This window comes from Bacillus sp. MN7755 (assembly GCF_054771475.1).
Map to the genome: position 1 here is coordinate 1 of NZ_BTRL01000049.1, position 20764 is coordinate 20764.

A 20764-nucleotide genomic window follows, 5' to 3' on the forward strand; every position below is an offset into this window, starting at 1 on the left:
AATTGGGGTGCAGTTCAGTTTTTTTTCATTTCTAAATAACATTTTTAACTCTGTTCATACTATTTTTTCAACTTTAGGTTACAAACCATTTCTGTAAGCGTAGTGTTTCCTTTGTACAACAGATAGTTAATTTGATTCATAACAGTAGCCCTCTGCACTATTTACTATAAATTTTCATATATTGTATTGTGCTTGTCCAAAACGTGAGGTTATTACTCACGCAATCTAAATGAAAGAAAGGAGTGAAAATATGCGCTCATCTAGTCGTAAGCTCACAAACTTTAATTGTGGCGCACAAGCCCCCAGTACTCTACCAGCTCTCGGTTTTGCTTTTAATGCTACTTCACCTCAATTTGCAACACTATTCACGCCACTACTACTACCTAGTACGGGCCCAAATCCTAATATTACTGTCCCTGTAATCAATGATACAATTAGTACAGAAACTGGTATTAGAATTCAAGTAGCTGGTATTTATCAAATCAGCTATACATTAACAATCAGCCTCGATAATGTTCCAGTAGCCCCGGAAGCAGCGCGCTTTTTCTTGACACTAAACTCATCAACTAATATTATTGCAGGATCTGGAACCGCAGTCCGTTCTAATATCATTGGCACTGGTGAAGTAGATGTATCCAGCGGTGTCATTCTAATTAACTTAAACCCTGGTGATTTAATTCAAATTGTACCCGTTGAAGTAATTGGTACAGTAGATATTCGTTCTGCCGCTTTAACAGTTGCACAAATTCGTTAATAAAAACAATATGCTTGGTTAATTAACATTTAATATTCCTTATACACCCCAAAATATATGTTATAGATTTGACACACATTTATATCAAACAAGCATATTTTATTGTATGGTGACTATCTAGTCATACAAATCTAAAGCGTTCATAAGAGCACACTTATATGTGTGCTTTATTTTTTATGAAAATCAGTCTTTAATCTAACTATTTTGTTTTACTTTATACTCATCGCTCTTTTGAACATTTACCTTTTTATTGTTATATTTGCTCATTGTTTTTCTCTTTTATTTTACTAATTAGCTGATTAATTTCACAAACACCTTTTATTAAACATTCCATGTTTCTTCATCCCTTGAATATTTTTCAAATAAAAATACATACTATTTTCAAGCCGCCGTGTCCACGGCTAATACTTCTTTCTTTTGTTACAGCAGAAGCAGGTAGGTTCTTCACTTATCTGCTTTCTCTGTATATTTTTTAAGAAATCGATAATAATACCAACAAGCTGTTTGAACTAGCAGCTTCACTCTTCTCGTAATGGGGATGCAAATTATCACAATTAGCTAACTCATTGAACACACTGGCAGACAACCAAAATCGTTGTCTGCTTTTTGTATGAGATTTTTCGTTTTACATATACTACTTTTGAACCTGCAGACCAATACGAGCCATTTTGGTGCTTGGGATTTCCCTTCCGGGGATAAGTATTTTTTACTTATCCCTTTTCTGTATAGACACGTATAGTTAGGGTAAAACTAATTACAAGCAGATTTTCTGTTTATGCGTAGTTCTAAATAAGATTACTTTTTCTCCTATTAAAGGACGGCAGGTACGACTGCTAGTCCTTTTTTCTTATTTCGTATACTATCCCTTCTGTTAACTTCACACTACATTACCTTCATCGTCATAGTAAGCAATTTCCCAATTAGGATGGCAGTGGTGCTTCTCGAGTTCCCCATCGAACCCCAATACGAGTTTAATCCTTCATAAACTTCTCTTGTTCCATTTCAATAATTGCGGAATGTGTAATAAAAATATTCGCTCGCTTCAATACCTTTTCTTTCAACAGAAGTATTCTGCCTAAATAGTAGACATAATAAGTTCCGTTCTCTTTTTGCTGCAGCATAACATTCCCGTACCATTTGAATGTGTTACGAATTTCTTTCACCCCATCGTCCAAATCTTTGTTTGCAAAAGATGTTTTCGTATCGTTATACCAATTGATTTTTTCATAATCCGTATCAGCATCAGGGGAGCTAGTACGAATTGCTTTCTCTCGATTTTTTCCAATTAAATATTGTTCATACATAAGTTGCACTTGTTCTTGAATTGCGACATGGTAGTAATACCCTTGCTCTACTGGTTTTGAACTATAAAATTCCCTTTATAACTTTTAAATACGGTGAATGAAATTTTTGTTTTTTCTTGCCATCATCCTTGTTGTATACAAACAAAAAAAGAGCCGCAATATTTTGCGACTCTTTTACAATTATAACTATTTAACGGCCACGTCTTTGCTGACCTTGTTTTGTACTACCTTTTTTATTACTTGGCTTATTAAATGATCGATTATTTTCATTTCTCGAACTATTTCTTGAATCACTTCTTGAATCATTTCTTGAGCTATTTCTCGAATCACGTCTTGAACCTTCACGGCTATCTCTTTGGCGATTTTGACCTGATTTCTTCGGAGCCGGCTTTGGTACCGGTTTTCCATTTTCATCTACACGTTTTATCTTCGGTTGTTCGATTATTTCTCTTTGTATTGGTGCACCAAGCGTTTTTTCAATTTCTTCCAAATGTTTTTCATCTTTCGCTGCAACGAACGTAATTGCAAGACCTGATCCACCTGCACGCCCTGTTCGGCCAATGCGGTGAATATAACTTTCTACATCTTCAGGGATATCAAAGTTAAATACGTGCGTTACACCATCTACATCCAGTCCACGAGCTGCTACATCCGTTGCGATTAAGTACTGAATTTTAGCTTCGCGGAAACTCTTCATAACTCTTTCACGTTTCGCTTGAGGTATATCACCATGAAGTTCAGCACAATTATAACCTAGTCCTTTTAAATTATCATATAGCTTACTTGCTCTAACCTTTGTACGACAGAAAATAACTGCTAAAAATGGCTGATCACGATCCATAACAAAACGAAGTGCATCTGGCTTTGCACGATCTGTCGTCTCAATGACACGCTGCTCAATTGTATCTACCGTTACTTCTTCACTTTGTACTTGAATCATTTGCGGCTCATCCATATAACGCTTCGCCAGTTTTTTAATATCTTTTGGCATCGTTGCTGAGAATAACATCGTTTGTTTACTACCAGGTGTCTCATCTAAAATATCTTCAATATCATATAAGAAACCGAAATAAAGCATTTGATCCGCTTCATCTAGTACAATCGTTGAAAGATTACTTAAATCAATTGTTTCACGTCGTATATGATCTAATAATCGTCCTGGTGTTGCAACAACAATATGTGTATTACCTTTTAATTTTCTCAATTGTTGTGCTACATCTTGCCCACCATAAATCGCTAGTACATTAATATCTTCTCTTTGAACAAGCATTTTTTTAATTTCAGTTGTAATTTGCAGGGCTAGTTCCCTTGTTGGTGCAACAATCAAAGCCTGAACATCACTACATTCTGGATCGATTTTTTCTAAAATCGGTAACACAAATGCTAACGTTTTACCCGTTCCTGTTTTCGCTTGACCAATAATATCTTTACCTGACAGTATAACAGGAATTGCTTTCTCCTGAATCGGTGTTGCTTCTGTAATTCCATTTTCACGTAATGTATGATTAAAAGTTTCGCTAATTCCTAATTCTAAAAAGTTTTTCAAATAGACCACTTCTTTTCCTTATTTTTCACATTAGCTTTCATTGTACCATTTGTTTCGCCAAATATGAAAAATAAAAAAATTCTTATCTTCTTTTTTTATATTCATCGTGTACTAGTCGGACAAATTCTTTTTGCTTTTTCTCGGAATTTATTAATGCTTCCATGTTAGTAGAAGACAAAATGAACTTCTTATTTTTTCTATTATTCCAGATTAATCTTGTATACTTTGTATCTTCGTGTAGCTTTCGAAACCACTCAAATTCGCTTAATTTGGCAATATGATGTTTTAATTTCATGTCATTTCGAAGATAAAATAAAATTATATCTGCTATTACATCAAATAATAAACTCATCTTCTCCCCTCCTATACATATATATTTCAATGTTACGGAAATATAGTTACAGGGTGATAAAATTGACCACTACATTCATAAAGATTTTTTGCATGTTTTTTTTACTATATTTTCAATCCATCACAATTATTATGGCGCAATCCCAAACAGATGTGATAAGTGAATTTAAACAAGCTTTACTCATAAATGATAAAAAATTAATGCAATCATATGTAACTGAAGGGATTGAACTACCTACTTTCCAAACAAATAAACCTATTCATGAAATTAAAATAGTACCATCTCCAAAAGAGGATACTACAATTCTTATTTCTTATTCCAAAGACACTAATGATGAATTTACTATCGGTTTCATTTTAGAAATAGTAACAAAAAATAATAAAATATCTCACATGAATCAAATTTATGATGGCAATCCACTTATGAAAGAAGCTACTATCGTAAAAGAATATGAAATGAAGTGTAAGGAACATATACTTACTCCTACAAAATTCCCGTTCGAAATTCACGAATTTCAAGGGTACATCTATAACGATTACTTAGAACTACGATACTACAATGAAGATATTAATGGGATTTTCAAAATCACTGTTTCACCAGTTCAAAACAAATTAGGCTTCAATGTACATAGGGGCGCAAAGTTCTACAGTTTAAAAAATAATATAAAAGCATTATATAATCCTCATTTTGATTCAGCATATGAGCTCCTCTTTCAGAAAAATGGTTTTCAATACACAATTGCAATTGGTAACAAACGCTATATAAAAGGAGAATATAACGTAAAGGATTTAATTCAAATTGCAGAATCTATGAATTAAAAAACCGATCTTTTCTATATAAGAAAGATCGGTTTTTTATTATTTTATATAATGAATTTCCCTCCATGATAGCAATAATACTTTACGGCTTTTAGGCTTTTAATCCTCTTTAAAGACTCTTCCGCCTTTTCTATATCTAAACAAAAATTTGGATTAGCTATTACTAACTCACGATTCTCTTGAACGGCCGCATCTCCTGTAATTACACAGTTTAAATTCGGAAAATATAATGAAATATGTCCTGAAGTATGCCCTGGCGTCGCTACTATTTGACATTCATTATTTAAAATCATTTGACCATCATATACTTTTTCATCGACGGAAATATGTTTAATATTTTTTAACTGTTGTATAAACCATTTACCAAATTCTTTTTCTTCATTCGGCATACATTGTAACATTTCTTCCGCTTGAACTAATCTCTCTGATTTTATTTCACCATTAATATAGTTTGATTCAATTTCACTCGCAATAATATTAATTTGAGGATATTTCAATTTGAAATCGTATAAAGAGCCTATATGATCGTCATCATAATGAGTAATAATTATATTTTTCAAGTTTTTCATCTCATACCCCTGTTTTAAAATTATATCTTCAATTAAAGGTAAAAAATTTATATAACCTGTATCTACTAAAGTTAATTCATTATTTACTATAATTAAGCTCGGATAAATACATTGTTTTTCCCCATTAAATTCGAATTCAATTGGTAGTTCTATTATCTTCATTTTTCTTCCCCCATACCGCTTATAAAATGTTTAATAATAAATAAATCATCCACATACATTTTACTATACATATCACAAATAATTTGAATCCAAATGTCCATTTTGTTCAAATTCACGTTTAATGTGTAATTTCTATATAACAAAGAAAAAAGCACCCGTTATGGATGCTTCCTTATCTTACCTGCTCAACTACATAAATCAACTTGGGCCTATCCGAAACCTGATATGTATAGTCTTCATTTTTATGCATATATGTTTCTATCCTATTTATCACTTCAAACATTCTGTCTGAATTCGCACTGAAACGAGATACTGAATCACATAAAACTATTGACCCTTTCTTGTAAAAATTTATAATTTCATAAATATCTCGTTCTAAACAAACATCTCCTACTTGCAAATCCTCTTTCGCTTCATAGTTATAAATTCCCATGCTCATTTTCCCCTCAAATTGTATTTTTTCTTACAATATCCCCTTGTTACATAAATAATACCACGATAAAATTCCAAAACTCAAACTCATCGGCTTCATCTGAGAAAATAAAAAAGCCATCGCCGAAGCGATAACTTTCAAAAAGCTGGGAGAAAAGAGAGGGAAAAATGGTTCAAAACAAAGTAACACCTGAAATGCTATATGAAGTGGCTAATCGTGCAATTAATACCAGAATCACATTAGAATCTATAATGAAATAGAGCATTTGTGTTTTCAATGGATTGGAGCATCTAATCAACTGTTCATTTAAAGGTTTAATGATGCAAAAACAAATGCTTTTACATCTATCTATAAATTCAATTATACAAGTAAAAGAATATTTGAAACTAATTATCGAAAGGTTCCGGAATACAGATAATCAAGATGTTACAATGAAAGAAGTTGCAATGTGTGGTAAACCTTCTTCAGAGGAAACAGAATTTGATGATAAAAAATCAGCCAGAGATATAGCTGATGGAATGGCAGTAGCTGGTCTTACACCTGTCGGGAAACTCGCACCAACAGTGATTATCGAGTCATGAAAAGGATTATTCACCATAATTTCTAATGCACAGAATTTAAGACGCGATGGGCGTTTAAATTAAAGTAATGGAAAATGGAGTTCTACTTTACAAGATGAATTAAAAAATCTAGTATCTGATTTTGAACACGCAGGATTTTCTAAAGAAAACATTTCGGAAATTTTAGAACAATAATTTAAAATGTTTGATAAACTAAAAGTAAAGTAAGAAGGGATTGATTATTAATGAATATTCTAGAAAAATTAAATGAGGCCTTCACATTAGAAGCTTATGAATCACCAGCGAGTAAAGAGGCTATTCAAAAATTACAAAAGTTCTCATCAATAGATGTACCATTAGATTATTTAGAAGTAATGCAACAATGTACAAATGCAGAGATTAATGTAAAAAATGAACTTTACATACGTATTTTGGGCCCTACTGATTGCATAGAGATGAATGAAGCGCATGATATTCAAAAATATATACCAAATTCATTAGCAATTGGTGATGATGAAGGCGAAATAGCATTACTATATGTAGATGGAAAAGAAGGATTCGGATTATATACAGTGGGTTTTGGAGATTTAGATATTGAAGAGACAATTAAAATAGCTCCTTCATTAAAAATGCTGTTAATAGATTGCGTCGGAGTAGAGGAATTGTTGTCATAGTTAAAAGAATAACAGTCAACGTATTTATATTGAGTTAATACTCATACTACCAATCTCTACAATCAAGGTTCTTCTTCATCGTATTTATATTGAGCATCTGAAGTTGGATCAGAAGTAAAATATGCTAATACAACAGGTTGTAAAATGAACTTAGCAGCCATTTTTAACGATGTTAATGCTCCCCTAACATCTTCAATGTACTCACTTGAAAAAGCTCCTAATTGGATTATATTTTATTTAGCTACTTCTATTTGCTCTTGTGCTGCTCCAGTAAACCAAGACAGTGACTTATTTCCCTATAAGTGAATACCAGGTACATTTCCTGTTTCTGTGTATTGCCAAATATCACAAGGGTTTGCTGATTTATTACCGCCGTAGCGCGAACACTTACTATGTAACGAAACACTTTGAATCATTACGTAACCAACATTCTATTATTTTGCACAGGTAATTCCCTATTTTTGTGGAAATATACAATAAGAAAAACAATAAAATTGATTATTCCCTCTCTTCTTTGTCTATCCTTTTAAAAAATATATTTTTTTGTAAAAGGAGTTTTTAAATGGAGAAACAGACACTTTGGAAAAAATTCAAGAAAAGCTCAGCAAACCTCGGTAAATCTAGCGTATATGAAAGTATTATTTTATACTACACAATGAGAAAAAAAGAGTTACCTACTAAAGCAAAATTCATCATATTAGCTGCTTTATCCTATTACGTATTAACAATCGATTTCATTCCAGATATAGCTGCTATTATTGGGATTGGCTTATTAGATGATGTTTTAGCGATTGCCATAGCGCATAAATTTGTTATGCGCCATGCAGACGCTGAAATTCGAGAAAAGAGCAAAGTAAAAATGGAGTCATTATTTACTCCCGCACAAACATAATGAAAAAGGAGCTAATATAATTTCACTTAGCTCCTTTTTCATAAAACTATTTCACTTCATTCGCTACAAAAAATTGCTCACAAACACTCGAAATGCGCTGTAAGTCTACGTTCCCACCAGATATAACAGCTACTACTTTTTTCCCTTTAATATATGTATCAACTTTCCCTGCAAGTAAAGCAGCAGTAGCTAAAGCGCCTGCACCTTCTACAACAGCTTTACCACGCTGTAATAAGTCTTTCATCGCTACTTCTAATTCGCCTTCTGATACTGTTACAATATCATCTACTAATTCTTTTACAACTTCAAACGTTAAATTGCCTGGTATTTTTACCGCGCAACCATCTGCTATAGTAGGTGCCTCATAATGTTCTAAAATTGTACCTTTGTCATAAGATGTCTTCATCCCATGAACATTTTCTGCTTGGACACCAATTATATTAATCGATGGGTTAAAAGATTTTAATGCAACAGCAATTCCAGAAATAATTCCGCCTCCACCAATTGGTACAAGAACAGTATCTACATCCCACATATCATCAAGAATGTCCAAACCAATAGTACCTTGACCAGCCATTACCTCCACATCATCATATGGATGTAAATATGTTTCACCTGTTTCCCTAATAATCTCCTCACATTTTGCCTTCGCATCATCAAAGGTTTCACCATGTAAAACTACTTCAGATCCATATCCTTTAGTTGCATCAACTTTCGCCTGAGGTGCAGAAATCGGCATAACAATTTTACTCTTAATACCGAGTAAATGAGCAGATAAAGCAATTCCTTGCGCATGATTACCAGCAGAACAAGCAATTACTCCTCTCTCTTTTTCTTGATCTGTCAGCTGTGACATTTTATTAAACGCACCACGGAATTTAAACGAACCTGTTAATTGCATATTTTCTAATTTCAAGTGAATTTCTCCACCCGTTTTACTAGTCAAATAAAATGATTTTACTAATGGCGTTTTACGAGCATTTCTATCCAGAATGTTTTGAGCTTTTTTAATATCGTCTATATGTAATGGTAATTTTTTAGTTATCATACTAGCACCTCTTCCAATGTTCTATTCCTAAGTTTTCGTAAGTCGCAACTCCTTTATACGAAACCATCTATATTAAGAAAAAGTCTTTATATATGTACCTCACTCTGTAATACATACATTTGCAAACAATTTAACATCCTCTTCATATCACGTTCTTTATAATCATTTAAACATGCAATTTGGATCCAGTTATTCTTTTGTAAATATGCTGATTCATAATGGATAATATATCCTTGTAATGCTAACGCATCACCTACTGTTTTAGAAGACTGATCTTCATCTAATTGAATCGTAAGTATAATTGGTGCGGCATGTTCTTTAGGTGAAACAAGGTTTAGTCCTATACTCGTAATAGCTTCTTCCATATAATCATATGTCTCTTTTATTTTTACAAATGCTGTTTCATCTTCAAATCTCTTCAATGCTTCTTGCAAAGCATAAATTAAATTCCATGAATGAGAATATGGAATACTTTCATTTTCTTCGTACATACCAATGTCCATATAGGCCGGTAAAGTCTCGTTTACTTTTACATTATGATTATGAAAAACGAAAGATAATCCAGTAAACGATTTAATTGCCTTTCCGCTAACACCACTTGCAAAATATACATCCATTAAATCAATCGGTATCGCTCCAATTGAACTGATACAATCTACACATAGTTTCACTTTAAACTTTTTACATAAAACATTTAGCTCGTCTAACTCATTTAACATTCCGGTAGATGTTTCATGGTGAACAAACCAAAGCCATTCATAATTGCCAGTTTCCATAATTTTTTCTAATTCTGTATAAAGAAACGGTTCTCCCATTTCTTTTTTATACGTATCAAAATGTAATTGCGCGCGTTTTGCGTGTCCAACTAATCTATTACCAAATTCCCCATTTGTTAATACTAATCCTTTTCCTTTTAAAGAACGTAATTGTAAAGCAATGGCATCATTCGCTAACGTCCCTGTTCCTAACAGTATTTGCACACGTTTTGCTTTTGTCATTTGCAGTAAACGTTTTTTGATATTTTCCATCGTCACTTGAAATGACTTGGAACGATGCGAAATCGGCTTAGTAGAAAATGCCTTTCGAACATTTTCTTCAATATCTACTGGACCTGGTAAAAACGTAAATTCTTTCGTCATTATCCCTCCAACACTCGACGCTTCAAACATAGAAGGACTAACATACATTGGCTGAAAGGCTGCTTCTTCTGTACCAACTAACGTATGGAAAGACTTAAATCCCATTTGTTCATATAAAGGTAGTTCACGTGTTGTAGCAGAAATGAGTGCCAATTCATATCCATTTAGAAGCAAATAACGATGTAAAAAGCGAATTAAACCTAACAATGCTCTTCCATTTCGATATTCACGTTCTACTGAAAGTAAACGAATTTCATATACATTTTCTCCATGTTCTTCCAAATAAAAATCTAGGTTTGAAATTTTATAATCTAATGAGAATGGTCGTTTTCCTCGCAATGCAACCATACCTACTAACTTATCGTCATCTAAACAAATTAAATATGTATTCTCTTCATGAAACCGATCAATACGAGTACGTTCTTTCGTTTCTTCATGTTGCGGAATTTCTTCTACAAATGTTTTATAATTCAATTTATGTATACTTTCAAATTCCCAATCTTGATCAGCAACTTTATAAATTAACCCCATGTTGTATCTCCTTTATTCATTTAATAAATATTATAAGTGGAGATTAACTCCACTTATTAAAAGCTCATGTCATTCGCGATTTACATATAAAATAAGTACAATTATAAGTGCACTTAAAATAGTCGTAACAATAGAGTAAGAATACAAAATCATGCAAATTGGTAAACAAGCGATTGTAATTAGTCCTGGCTTCGTAAACCCTTTAAATATTAAATAAAATATAATGAAAACAGCAACAAGGGTAAGCGCTATCAAATAATCAAATGCGATTAATCCTCCGATAAATGTTGATATGCCTTTTCCGCCCTTGCCTTTAAATACAATTGGATAAATATGTCCAAGTAAAACAGCCAATAAAGCTAACATTACAAATGTAGAATCTCCAAAAAGGTATTTTGCAATAGAAACTACAATTGCCCCTTTAATTGCATCACCTAAAAATGTAGCGATGAAATATCCTTTTCCATATACGCGCCCCATGTTTCTTGCTCCAGGATTACCACTTCCTTCATCCCGAATATCAACGTTATGTCTCCATTTCGTTACTAGATAAGCAGTCAATATGTTTCCAAATAAATAAGAAACCACCAAATAAAAAAATTGCATACTATTAATCATGTAATCATTCACTTTCTACGTAGGAGTACTTATACAATATTCAATGACTATGTATATTGTACTTTTTTATCTACATCCCTTTATATATTTTAACATCATATTTTTACAAATCATACAAAAATTCTCATGCTTCTATTTTTTAAAATATATATTCTTCATTAAATAATAGGTTCCTTTCGCTGCTGATTCTGATTGTGATACAAAGGTAATTTCTCCTATACTCTTCACGCAGCATTTCTTAAATTCAGTATATATTTCAGGAACTAAACGTAATATGCTTCCACTTACTGCAATGGGAGTTGCAAACTTAAATTGCATCTTATTATAAAGATTTACTGTAATTCTCGCTAATTCCTTACCAGCTTGCATCATAATTTCATGTGCATCATCATTCCCATTTCTCGCTTCCTGAATAACTAATGGTGCGATTGCTGCAACTTTATCTTTTGAAGAACTATAAACTAGTCTTTTTATATGAGACGACGTCAAAAGTTGAAACTCATCTTGAATCCTTAAGCTTAATGGACAAAGTGCAACGCCTTGATCAAATTGATTTGCCATTCTCTTTAAACCTTGTAATGCAATCCAATATCCACTTCCTTCATCTCCTAAAATATGTCCCCATCCACCGCTATACTCGTGCACTTCTCCTTTTTTTCCTAGACAAATCGCACCTGTGCCGCCAATTGTTAAAATTCCATCCTTTCCTTGTAAAGCAGCTGCATGTGCAATCATTGCGTCATTAAAAACTTCAATTGGTGTTCCGTACTTCTTTTGTAGACGTAATATTAATTCATTTGTATTTGCTCCACTTATACCTGCTAATCCTAAACAAATACAAACGCAATTGTTATTTATTAAAGCTTTCTGGCAATGATCGATTGCTTCCATAATATGCACAAGAGCTTCTTCAAAATCTATTAATATATTTCCAAAACCGCCCTTACCCCTTATAATTTCCTTTCCGTCTTGATCAAAGGCAATTGCTTCTGTCTTCGTTCCCCCGCCATCTACTCCAATCATATACTTCATATATATTCGCCTCATTTTCTTCATATTGGCGGGAATGTTATATTCCCTAAAACTACAGATTGCTTTGCACCTGTTGCGCTTGGTACATTACTCGGATTACGATGATGCGTTTCATTTGCTAAAATTGCAAAGGCGATAGCTTCTTTCGCTGCAGAAGAATAGCCTAAATTTTCTTGAATAAAAATTGCGCATTTTTCTTCCTTCAATCCATTTCGCAACATTTCAACAAGTGTGCTATTATAACTGCCGCCACCACCTAATATCACCTCATCGATTTCATAATACGGCAGAATAAACTCCTTATAATGATGAATAATTGAACTCGCTGTAAACATCGTGACAGTCGTCAATATATTTTCTTTACTATGCTTTTCATACCGCTTCAATAACTCACTTACAAATTCTTCTCCAAACTGTTCTCTACCAGTTGATTTCGGTGGGTTCATTTTCAAAAATGGATGGCTCATACAATATGTCAAAATTTCATCTACAACTACTCCCTTTTTTGCAATCTCACCATTTTGATCATATGGCAACTGAAATAACCTTTGACATACTTCATCCATTACCATATTCCCTGGACCATTATCAAAAGCCATAACGCTCTTATTACTTAGGTGACTTGGTATTACTGTAACATTACCAATCCCGCCAATATTTTGTAACAGTCTATTTTTAGTTGAATGCCGATACAAAATAATTTCTGAATATGGCACAAGTGGTGCACCTTGTCCTCCTGCTGCCATGTCCATCGTTCGGAAATTTGAGATAACCGTCGTGTTCGTTTCGGATGCTATTACTGCAGGTTCCCCAATTTGCAATGTGGAAGGTATCATATTACCATCTTGCTTTGGCTGATGATAAATCGTTTGTCCGTGAGAACCTATTGAATCTAATTGTTTCAAAGGAAAATCGGCCTCTTTACAAACTTCTTTTACAGCATTGGCAAAACATAAACCGAGCTTAAAATTTAAACTGCATATGAGTTGTACATTTGAATTTTCTATTGATAACGCTTGTTGGATTTCATTTTTCATATCATTACAAAATGGAACTGTAGTAAGATGGATAAGTTCGACCTTAGACTCTACACCACTCCCTTCTATATGAACGAGCGCTACATCTATTCCATCTAACGAAGTACCGGACATTATCCCTGCAATATACATAACATGCATGACCTCCTATTCACTAAAAAACAATCATGTAAGTTACAAACGTACAACCGATCGAAAAGAATATAAATCTAAAAAACAACTGCGCTTTCGATGCAAACGATCCATCAATAAAAGAAACAACTACTGTAAGCAAAATACTTGCCGCAATGCTTGTAACGAGCCAAATACTATGCATTTGTGATAGATGTAACATTCTTAATAAAGGTACAAAAAGTAAATTCGCACATATCACTCCAAATAATAATAAAAATACACCTTTATAACTAAATTTTATATTCATTCCATTTCACCTTCTCTCAACTTAATGTGAAAGAAGTGATAGACAAAATGCCTATCACTCATAAATTAAAGCATAAAGATTATGGATTAACAGCTTCCCCTTCACCATTCTTCTCAATTTCAAGCATATTTTTGTCGTACATTTTAAAGAATGGTAAATAAATAAGGAATGATATTGCTATATTTATAAAAACTAATACTATTGCACGCCAATCTCCACCTGTAGCTAAATACGCACCAATTGGAGCTGGTAATGTCCACGGTGGCATAATATGTGTTGGTGTTACAAATCCCATCGCAGTGGCTGAATATGCGACAGTTGCTGTTACAAGTGGTGTAATGATAAATGGGATAATTAAAATTGGATTTAGTACAATCGGTAATCCGAATATGACTGGCTCATTAATATTAAAAATACCCGGAACAATACAAGTTCTTGATAATGCTTTCGAATATTTCGATCGACCAAATACAATCATAGCTAATACAAGCCCTAATGTCGCACCAGAACCGCCAATCCATATAAACCATTGATATAACGGCTCTGGTGAAATAAATGGCAACTGATCTGCTCCACTAGCAACTGCTTCACCATTTTTCCCTAGGTATACTTCCCATAATGGCCGAGCAACAGTTCCAACAACCGACACACCATGGATTCCGAATGACCAAAAAAACGTAATTAAAAACACTGGAATCATTACACCGAAGTAACTATCCCCAGCTTTTACTAATGGTGCTGCTAATTTATCAACAACATGGTGTAAATCAATGCTAAAAACGACAGTTACTAGACTCATTATAATAATAACGAATGCAGCAGGTATAAGTGCTTCAAATGAACGCGACACAGATGGCGGTACTTGTTCTGGCATTTTAATCATTACATTTTTCTTCTTACAAAACCTTAAAATCTCTACGGATAAAATAGAAACAATCATCGTCACGAATAATCCATGACCTCCGAGATTTGTCATCGGAAGCATAAATCCTTTTTTATCAATTAATTCAGGCGTTAATGTTAATAGCAGTGAACATACTGCAAGCTGCGCTCCCGATAAAGCATCTAGTTTATAACTTTTCGCCAAATTATATCCTATTCCAAATGCTATATATAAAGACATAATAAACATCGTTAACCGATATGGTATTAATATACTTGTTTGATTCTTTAATGCCCAAACGGATATGAAACTATCTTTCGGTAATGGTGGAAATGCTACGATTAAAAAGAAACTTCCTACGATGATAAATGGTAATGCTGAAATAACTCCATCACGGATTGCTTGTAAATGCCTTTGTTCAGAAAGCCTTGCCATCGGTCCAGATAAGTTTTTATCAAGAAACGTGACAAACTTATTCATAACACTTCCCCCTAACGAATTAAATCATTTACAGTTTTTAATAAAGTCGGTCCACCAAGCGGCGTATATGCTTGCGGCGGTATGATACCGCATGGAATAGATTCCTCTTCTGCAAATTTTTTTACAGAGTCAAATCGATGTCTTACTTGAGGTGCAACCATTACAACATCCCAACCATTCTTCACTTCTTCCTCTACCTCACTTGTTCCAATTGCATGTACTTCCATATTCATACCTTTTTTCTTCGCTTCTTTTTTTAAAGCGTTTACAACAATTGCACTGGACATTCCTCCAGAACAAACGAATAAAACCTTCATTTATTAATCCTCCTATACTTATGAATTATCCCCTTCGAATGAAAGGAAGTTTCACTTTACTAACAAGCATATGAAGTAGTGAAAGAATTTAGTTGTGATGAAAGTAAATTTCACTAAAAATATTTCTCCTATTAAATTAATGTTTCAATATTTATTTTTTCAATTGTAAGAACAACCTCACCTCGGATATTATTTTAGTTAACCATATAATAAGGAGGCGTATAAATGATCATGAAACGTTTATTAATGATATGTTGTATCGTCATCTTTTTTATTCCTTTCTCTTTCATTCCCCCTCACTCTACTTATGCTGAAGTTAATACTACGTATAAAAAACATGAATTACGTGCCGTGTGGATTGCATCAGTTCTTAATATTGATTGGCCCTCAAAAACTGGCTTACCTATGGATAAGCAGAAACAAGAATTTATAAGATTGCTAGACGATGTAAAAAGCACTGGCATGAATGCAGTGGTTGTACAAATTAAACCCACTGCTGATGCTTTTTATCCTTCCAAATACGGTCCTTGGTCTGAATACATTACGGGTACACAAGGTAAAGACCCTGGATACGACCCACTCGCATTTATGGTTGAAGAAGCACATAAAAGAAATATAGAATTTCACGCATGGATTAATCCATACCGAATAACGATGAATCACACTGATATAAATCGATTATCAAATAATCACCCTGCAAGACAACATCCCGATTGGGTTGTACCATATGGCGGAAAGTTATATTACAATCCCGGTATTCCAGAAGTGAAAAAATTTATAACAGAAGGTGCTTTAGAGATCGTGCAAAATTATGACATTGATGCCCTTCATATGGATGATTATTTTTATCCATATAAAGTAGTTGGTGAAGAATTCCCTGATCGAAAAACGTACGAAACGTATAATAACGGTAGATTTACAAATATAGAGGATTGGCGACGTAACAATGTAAATGAACTTGTAAAAGGTTTAAATGCTGCTATTAAACAAGAAAAGTCATACATGAAATTTGGCATTAGTCCATTCGGCGTATGGCGAAATATAGCTGACGATCCAACCGGTTCTAACACAACCGCAGGTCAAAGAAACTATGATGATCTTTACGCTGATACACGTGAATGGATACAAAAAGGCTATATTGACTACATTACACCGCAAATATATTGGAATATCGGTTTCACACCTGCTGCATATGACATTTTAGTAGATTGGTGGGTAAAAGAAACAAATAACAAACCAATTCACCTATACATCGGTCAGGCAGCCTATAAAATTAATAATAACTCTGTCCCCGCTTGGTCTGATCCTGAAGAATACCCAAGACAACTTACATTAAACCGGCTATATCCTCAAATAAAGGGAAGTATGCATTTTAGCTTAAAAGATATTAATAATAATCCACTAGGAGTGAAAGATAAACTCTCAAAAGACATTTATAAATATCCTGCATTAATCCCGCCTATGCCTTTGCTCGATCATGTTCCACCAAAACAGCCTACCTTAAAAGGTGCCATTCCAAGAGAGGAAGGTATTGCTGTTGGTATCATTGACAATAGAGAGAATGATTCTGCTTATTACGCCATTTACCGTGTAAATGGAAAAAATGAAGTGGATATACAAAACCCTAAAAATTTACTGACTACTGTAAGAAAAACAAAACTTGGAGAAATTTATGTAGATAAAACCGTTATTTCTGGAGAGACGTATACGTATGTGGTAACCGCGGTTGACCGATTGCATAATGAGAGTGTTGCTTCTAGTCATACTTCTGTAAAGGCAAAATAAAATCCCATAAAAAAGCGCCTTAAAGCCGAGTGATACTAAGCTTTTAAGGCGCTTTTTTTATTTATTCTTAAACTTCTCAGTCGCTGCTCTCATCTTCACATTCAAATCATGATCAATCGAGTCACGAATATCTCGTTCTACTACTTCCATTTCTTTTTGAAAATTTTGCAAGTAGATTTTCAATTCTTCTTCTTTTTCTGGACGTTGTGATGGTGGTAGTTGCACCACTAAAGATAACATCGCTGTTAAATCTTTCATTAAGAACGTTTCAAGTTTATGCTGTTGTTCAAACATACGTTGTTCTTGATAGTACGGCAATGCATTTAATACTGAAATTGTAATATCATCAACCGTTCTTTGTAATGAAGGATTTATTGAACGTTTATACGCTTGAATTGTATTTAATGCATCTGGATATCGATCATAAAAATACAATTTATAAAACGATAAGTCTGTTGGTTTTACTGTTTGCTGCGTTTCTTGTCTTAAAAAATCTTTTACTTTCATCGCCGCTACATCAATATCTTCATTTGTAAGTTTTTTCGTTGTTTTTGCCAATACATGTACTTTTTTCTGTTTTTCTTTCGGTAACATTGAGAATACTTGCTCTCTCGTACGTTGACCCGATGCACAGAAAAGAGTGTTTAATGTATGTTGCTCTTTCTTTCCTTCCGTACGAATCCAGCGATAAAAGAGTGGATGTTGTGTAAATTCTTGTAGAAACGGTAATGATTTATTCGATAACTTTTCTAAAGAATCGTGTGCTCTTTTATATGGCTTCGTCCATGAAAAATACAGTTTCCGCCCGAAATATACGACTAATACAACGACAGTAAATGCTATTAAAAGCAAAGTACCGAGTAATAATAGTACTGTTTGAATGAAACTCATTTTTTCACCTCCTCTAATAATCTGCTATTTCCTTGGACGCTGAATGAGTTTCTGCTTCATCTCATCATTAAACGTGTCTAGTTCAATAACGAACTTCTTACTTGACTCAATAATACGTTCTGATGATTTTTCAGATGCTTCAATTGCAGCGAACACATTTTGGAATGATTCACGTAATTTATCCATGCTAATAGCAGGATTTTCAAGTAATTTTGTTGTTTCTTCTGTATTTTGTTTTAATGCCTGAGAATTACTTAATACCATAGATTCAATTGCTTCATTTGTCGCATTTACAGCATCGATGGTTTTACGTTGATTTGTTAATGCTAGCTGGATAGCAGCTGAAACCGTTACAACGTTTTGTGTCATCGTAATTGCATTACGTATTGCTTCTGTTAGCTTTTCGTTATTTTTCTTAATAATGTCTACAGATGCGATAGATTGTAATAACACACTTTTCGCTTGCTGCATATTACGTGTACGTACGAGTATCTTTTCTAATGCATCATTAATTAATGGAATATCTCTTTGACGCTCTGGATTTTGTTTCTCTGCTTCAAGCATGCCAGCGAGCTTTCTTCCTAAGTATACTTGTTTATCAAGAGCGTGAATTTTATCATGCGATTGCTCTTTTAGCATTTCAAGACCAACCGTATCTTCTTGTAAGTTATCACGGCCAATTAGAAGGGATCTTATAATCTCCTCAATTTGCTTATCTATAGATTGATATTTATGCACGTATGTTTCAAGTGGATTTTTCTTAAATACTTTAAACATAATTTTCTTCATACCACTTGCTTTTAATGAATTCGGATCCAGCTCTGATACTACTTTTCGTAATTCTAATAATGTATTTGGAATTTCTTCATTTTTCCCATTCATCATCGCTGTTACAGGGCGTTTTAAAGCTGATAACGTTTGGCCTGCTGCTTGTTGCTCTTTATCCCCTAAATCTCCTAGCTGAGACAATACTTTCGATAAATCTGTATTTTGCTCGCTATTTAACTTTTGTACATAAAGATCAGCTTCTTTATTCAGTTCCTCTAGTTCTGCATCTTTTATTACTGTATCAACCACTACTTCTACATTATTATCTTTCACAATCGATACAGGTTCTTTTTTCTCGAGTTCAGTCAACAAAATCGCTCCTTTATTTATATGTGCGAATTTATGTGCACTATATTTCATCTAATATATTGTATTTCATGTGCAAACAGCCTATATGAAATCAATTTTCAAGAAATACCTGCTTATGCAGTCATTCCCTGTTTCTTACTATAAGTATACCTGTTCTCAACATTATTTTCCTCAGACTTAAGACCTAGAGAACAACATGCTGAAGGCGGATTCTTCATATGTTACCTGAATAATTTCCATTCTTACAATCGTGCTACACTCAATCTTTTGACATTCTCCCTTATTCAATGTGATAATTTGAATACACTCATTCCTATTTATTTTTGCGCGCTACAAATGCTCCCTTTTGAAACGCTAATAACACCGTTTCAAACGTATCATCTTCTTCGATCATTTTTATAAACTCAACTAATTCACTCGCATGAGAAGTTGCATTATCGATAACAAGAAGTCCTTTGGGTTCTAAAATGCGTTTTATATGCTCAAACCACCACATGTATTGCGTACGCTCTGAATCTAGGAAAATAAAATCAAATGAATGATCTAATTGCGAATCTAAAAATGCCCCTGCTTCTTGATTATGAACATCGATTCTTTGTAAAAGGTTCGCTTTTTCAAAATTCACAAGTGCCTCTCCAACTCGTTCTGAAGACAGCTCTACAGTTGTTACATTTCCATTTGTTTCTTCTACCGCATTTGCTATCCACAATGTAGAATAACCATTAGAAGTCCCAATTTCTAAAATGTTTTTTGCATTACACCCTTTTACTAAAATTGATAAAAATTGCCCCATCTCACGAGAAACATTCCGTAATCTTTCTTCCCGTGTTTTTTTATTCCGATCATGCTCTTCTCCATATTGTTCAAGTTGAAATAATAATGAATCTAACGTATCCATTCTTTTCATCGCCTTTCCAAGCAATATGATGAAAAAGCTCTTGCTGCCCGTCTACTTTTTATTATATGCGAAACAAAAACCTTTTTCCTGTTATATGACAAAGATTTATAATTTTTTATAGCATATTGTTTCGTTTTTTGGTAAAGTTAATTTCTACGTGCAATTATTCCATTCTTATTATATTTCATAAAAATTGCAGTTATAAAATATATATAAACCCCCTTTAAATGAATCGGTATTTCAAATTCAATTAAGCGCCCTTTTTGGACGCATTTTCTTTTGTTTATATATCTTTAAAAGAAAGGATGCTTACAATGAACGTGATTAGCTTAGATGCTGCTAGAAAGCGAAAGCAGCATAAAAAATTAATGATTACTATACCGATTATTACACGTATTTATGAAGAAGACGGGGAAATTAAATTTGAGGTAGCTGGCGAAAAAGATGTACCTCTTGAAATGTTAGAAAAATAATAAAAAAGCG

The 20764-nt window shown here is 33.5% G+C and carries 22 protein-coding genes and 2 pseudogenes; 7 read left to right on the plus strand and 17 right to left on the minus strand.

Annotated elements, in window-relative coordinates:
* Positions 1–250: 250 nt before the first annotated feature.
* Complete coding sequence (gene exsF, locus ACYVEC_RS30230; protein ID WP_098557024.1) at positions 251–754, plus strand: exosporium protein ExsF; 504 nt, start codon at positions 251–253, stop codon at positions 752–754.
* 971 nt (positions 755–1725) lie between these two features.
* Here the strand turns inward: exsF and ACYVEC_RS30235 are convergent.
* From ACYVEC_RS30235 to ACYVEC_RS30245, 3 genes are all read right to left on the minus strand, one after another.
* Positions 1726–2058, minus strand: a complete 333-nt coding sequence (locus tag ACYVEC_RS30235; RefSeq protein ID WP_206772783.1) for a hypothetical protein — start codon at positions 2056–2058, stop codon at positions 1726–1728.
* 190 nt (positions 2059–2248) lie between these two features.
* Complete coding sequence (locus ACYVEC_RS30240) at positions 2249–3613, minus strand: DEAD/DEAH box helicase (protein WP_098557022.1); 1365 nt, start codon at positions 3611–3613, stop codon at positions 2249–2251.
* A 73-nt stretch (positions 3614–3686) separates the two neighbouring features.
* Positions 3687–3956, minus strand: a complete 270-nt coding sequence (locus tag ACYVEC_RS30245; protein ID WP_063223864.1) for a hypothetical protein — start codon at positions 3954–3956, stop codon at positions 3687–3689.
* Between the two features lie 29 nt (positions 3957–3985).
* Here ACYVEC_RS30245 and ACYVEC_RS30250 point away from each other — a divergent pair, with 29 nt between their 5' ends.
* A complete protein-coding gene (locus ACYVEC_RS30250) occupies positions 3986–4774 on the plus strand; it encodes a hypothetical protein (protein ID WP_275719223.1) in 789 nt (262 codons plus the stop codon).
* A gap of 44 nt (positions 4775–4818) precedes the next feature.
* Here the strand turns inward: ACYVEC_RS30250 and ACYVEC_RS30255 are convergent, their stop codons facing one another.
* Positions 4819–5505 carry an MBL fold metallo-hydrolase gene (locus ACYVEC_RS30255; protein WP_063223863.1) on the minus strand — a complete coding sequence of 229 codons (687 nt, stop codon included), beginning with the start codon at positions 5503–5505 and terminating at the stop codon, positions 4819–4821.
* A 172-nt stretch (positions 5506–5677) separates the two neighbouring features.
* Entirely contained in the window at positions 5678–5938 is a 261-nt protein-coding gene (locus ACYVEC_RS30260; RefSeq protein WP_063223862.1) for a hypothetical protein, read from the minus strand.
* A gap of 167 nt (positions 5939–6105) precedes the next feature.
* Between ACYVEC_RS30260 and ACYVEC_RS30265 the strand changes: the two are divergent.
* Both ACYVEC_RS30265 and ACYVEC_RS30270 read left to right on the plus strand, forming a co-directional pair.
* Positions 6106–6495: pseudogene (locus ACYVEC_RS30265) on the plus strand (WXG100 family type VII secretion target); the annotation flags it as partial.
* 248 nt (positions 6496–6743) lie between these two features.
* The gene (locus ACYVEC_RS30270) at positions 6744–7172 is read left to right on the plus strand and encodes an SMI1/KNR4 family protein (RefSeq protein WP_063223861.1); all 429 of its coding nucleotides are present in this window, start codon (positions 6744–6746) and stop codon (positions 7170–7172) included.
* A 46-nt stretch (positions 7173–7218) separates the two neighbouring features.
* Here the strand turns inward: ACYVEC_RS30270 and ACYVEC_RS30275 are convergent.
* A pseudogene (locus tag ACYVEC_RS30275) lies at positions 7219–7552 on the minus strand (N-acetylmuramoyl-L-alanine amidase C-terminal domain-containing protein); the annotation flags it as partial.
* Positions 7553–7734: 182 nt separating this feature from the next.
* Here ACYVEC_RS30275 and ACYVEC_RS30280 point away from each other — a divergent pair.
* Positions 7735–8064, plus strand: a complete 330-nt coding sequence (locus ACYVEC_RS30280; protein WP_063223860.1) for a YkvA family protein — start codon at positions 7735–7737, stop codon at positions 8062–8064.
* A gap of 46 nt (positions 8065–8110) precedes the next feature.
* Here the strand turns inward: ACYVEC_RS30280 and tdcB are convergent, their stop codons facing one another.
* The 8 genes from tdcB to ACYVEC_RS30320 form a co-directional block, all read right to left on the minus strand.
* Positions 8111–9112: a bifunctional threonine ammonia-lyase/L-serine ammonia-lyase TdcB gene (gene tdcB / locus ACYVEC_RS30285; protein ID WP_460509549.1), complete on the minus strand. Its 1002-nt coding sequence runs from the start codon at positions 9110–9112 to the stop codon at positions 8111–8113.
* A gap of 86 nt (positions 9113–9198) precedes the next feature.
* A complete protein-coding gene (locus tag ACYVEC_RS30290; protein ID WP_063223858.1) occupies positions 9199–10782 on the minus strand; it encodes an aminotransferase class V-fold PLP-dependent enzyme in 1584 nt (527 codons plus the stop codon).
* A 69-nt stretch (positions 10783–10851) separates the two neighbouring features.
* The gene (gene plsY, locus ACYVEC_RS30295) at positions 10852–11400 is read right to left on the minus strand and encodes a glycerol-3-phosphate 1-O-acyltransferase PlsY (RefSeq protein WP_063223857.1); all 549 of its coding nucleotides are present in this window, start codon (positions 11398–11400) and stop codon (positions 10852–10854) included.
* A 132-nt stretch (positions 11401–11532) separates the two neighbouring features.
* Positions 11533–12432: a BadF/BadG/BcrA/BcrD ATPase family protein gene (locus ACYVEC_RS30300; protein WP_063223856.1), complete on the minus strand. Its 900-nt coding sequence runs from the start codon at positions 12430–12432 to the stop codon at positions 11533–11535.
* Positions 12433–12452: 20 nt separating this feature from the next.
* Positions 12453–13601 carry an anhydro-N-acetylmuramic acid kinase AnmK gene (gene anmK / locus ACYVEC_RS30305; RefSeq protein ID WP_460509552.1) on the minus strand — a complete coding sequence of 383 codons (1149 nt, stop codon included), beginning with the start codon at positions 13599–13601 and terminating at the stop codon, positions 12453–12455.
* A 22-nt stretch (positions 13602–13623) separates the two neighbouring features.
* Positions 13624–13890 (minus strand): hypothetical protein, encoded by a 267-nt coding sequence (locus tag ACYVEC_RS30310; RefSeq protein ID WP_001021970.1) that lies wholly within the window; start codon positions 13888–13890, stop codon positions 13624–13626.
* Positions 13891–13969: 79 nt separating this feature from the next.
* Positions 13970–15253 (minus strand): PTS sugar transporter subunit IIC, encoded by a 1284-nt coding sequence (locus tag ACYVEC_RS30315; protein WP_098556619.1) that lies wholly within the window; start codon positions 15251–15253, stop codon positions 13970–13972.
* An 11-nt stretch (positions 15254–15264) separates the two neighbouring features.
* The gene (locus tag ACYVEC_RS30320) at positions 15265–15570 is read right to left on the minus strand and encodes a PTS sugar transporter subunit IIB (protein ID WP_460509555.1); all 306 of its coding nucleotides are present in this window, start codon (positions 15568–15570) and stop codon (positions 15265–15267) included.
* Between the two features lie 225 nt (positions 15571–15795).
* On the opposite strand from ACYVEC_RS30320, the gene ACYVEC_RS30325 reads away from it, so the two are divergent.
* The gene (locus tag ACYVEC_RS30325; protein ID WP_063223853.1) at positions 15796–17355 is read left to right on the plus strand and encodes a glycoside hydrolase family 10 protein; all 1560 of its coding nucleotides are present in this window, start codon (positions 15796–15798) and stop codon (positions 17353–17355) included.
* Between the two features lie 57 nt (positions 17356–17412).
* On the opposite strand, the gene ACYVEC_RS30330 is transcribed toward ACYVEC_RS30325, so the two are convergent.
* From ACYVEC_RS30330 to ACYVEC_RS30340, 3 genes are all read right to left on the minus strand, one after another.
* Complete coding sequence (locus ACYVEC_RS30330; RefSeq protein ID WP_063223852.1) at positions 17413–18246, minus strand: DUF3974 domain-containing protein; 834 nt, start codon at positions 18244–18246, stop codon at positions 17413–17415.
* Between the two features lie 24 nt (positions 18247–18270).
* Positions 18271–19383 (minus strand): toxic anion resistance protein, encoded by a 1113-nt coding sequence (locus ACYVEC_RS30335; RefSeq protein WP_000137398.1) that lies wholly within the window; start codon positions 19381–19383, stop codon positions 18271–18273.
* A 313-nt stretch (positions 19384–19696) separates the two neighbouring features.
* A complete protein-coding gene (locus ACYVEC_RS30340) occupies positions 19697–20290 on the minus strand; it encodes an O-methyltransferase (protein ID WP_098556617.1) in 594 nt (197 codons plus the stop codon).
* 305 nt (positions 20291–20595) lie between these two features.
* Between ACYVEC_RS30340 and ACYVEC_RS30345 the strand changes: the two genes are divergently transcribed.
* Complete coding sequence (locus tag ACYVEC_RS30345) at positions 20596–20754, plus strand: hypothetical protein (RefSeq protein ID WP_001100984.1); 159 nt, start codon at positions 20596–20598, stop codon at positions 20752–20754.
* The last annotated feature ends 10 nt before the right edge of the window (positions 20755–20764 follow it).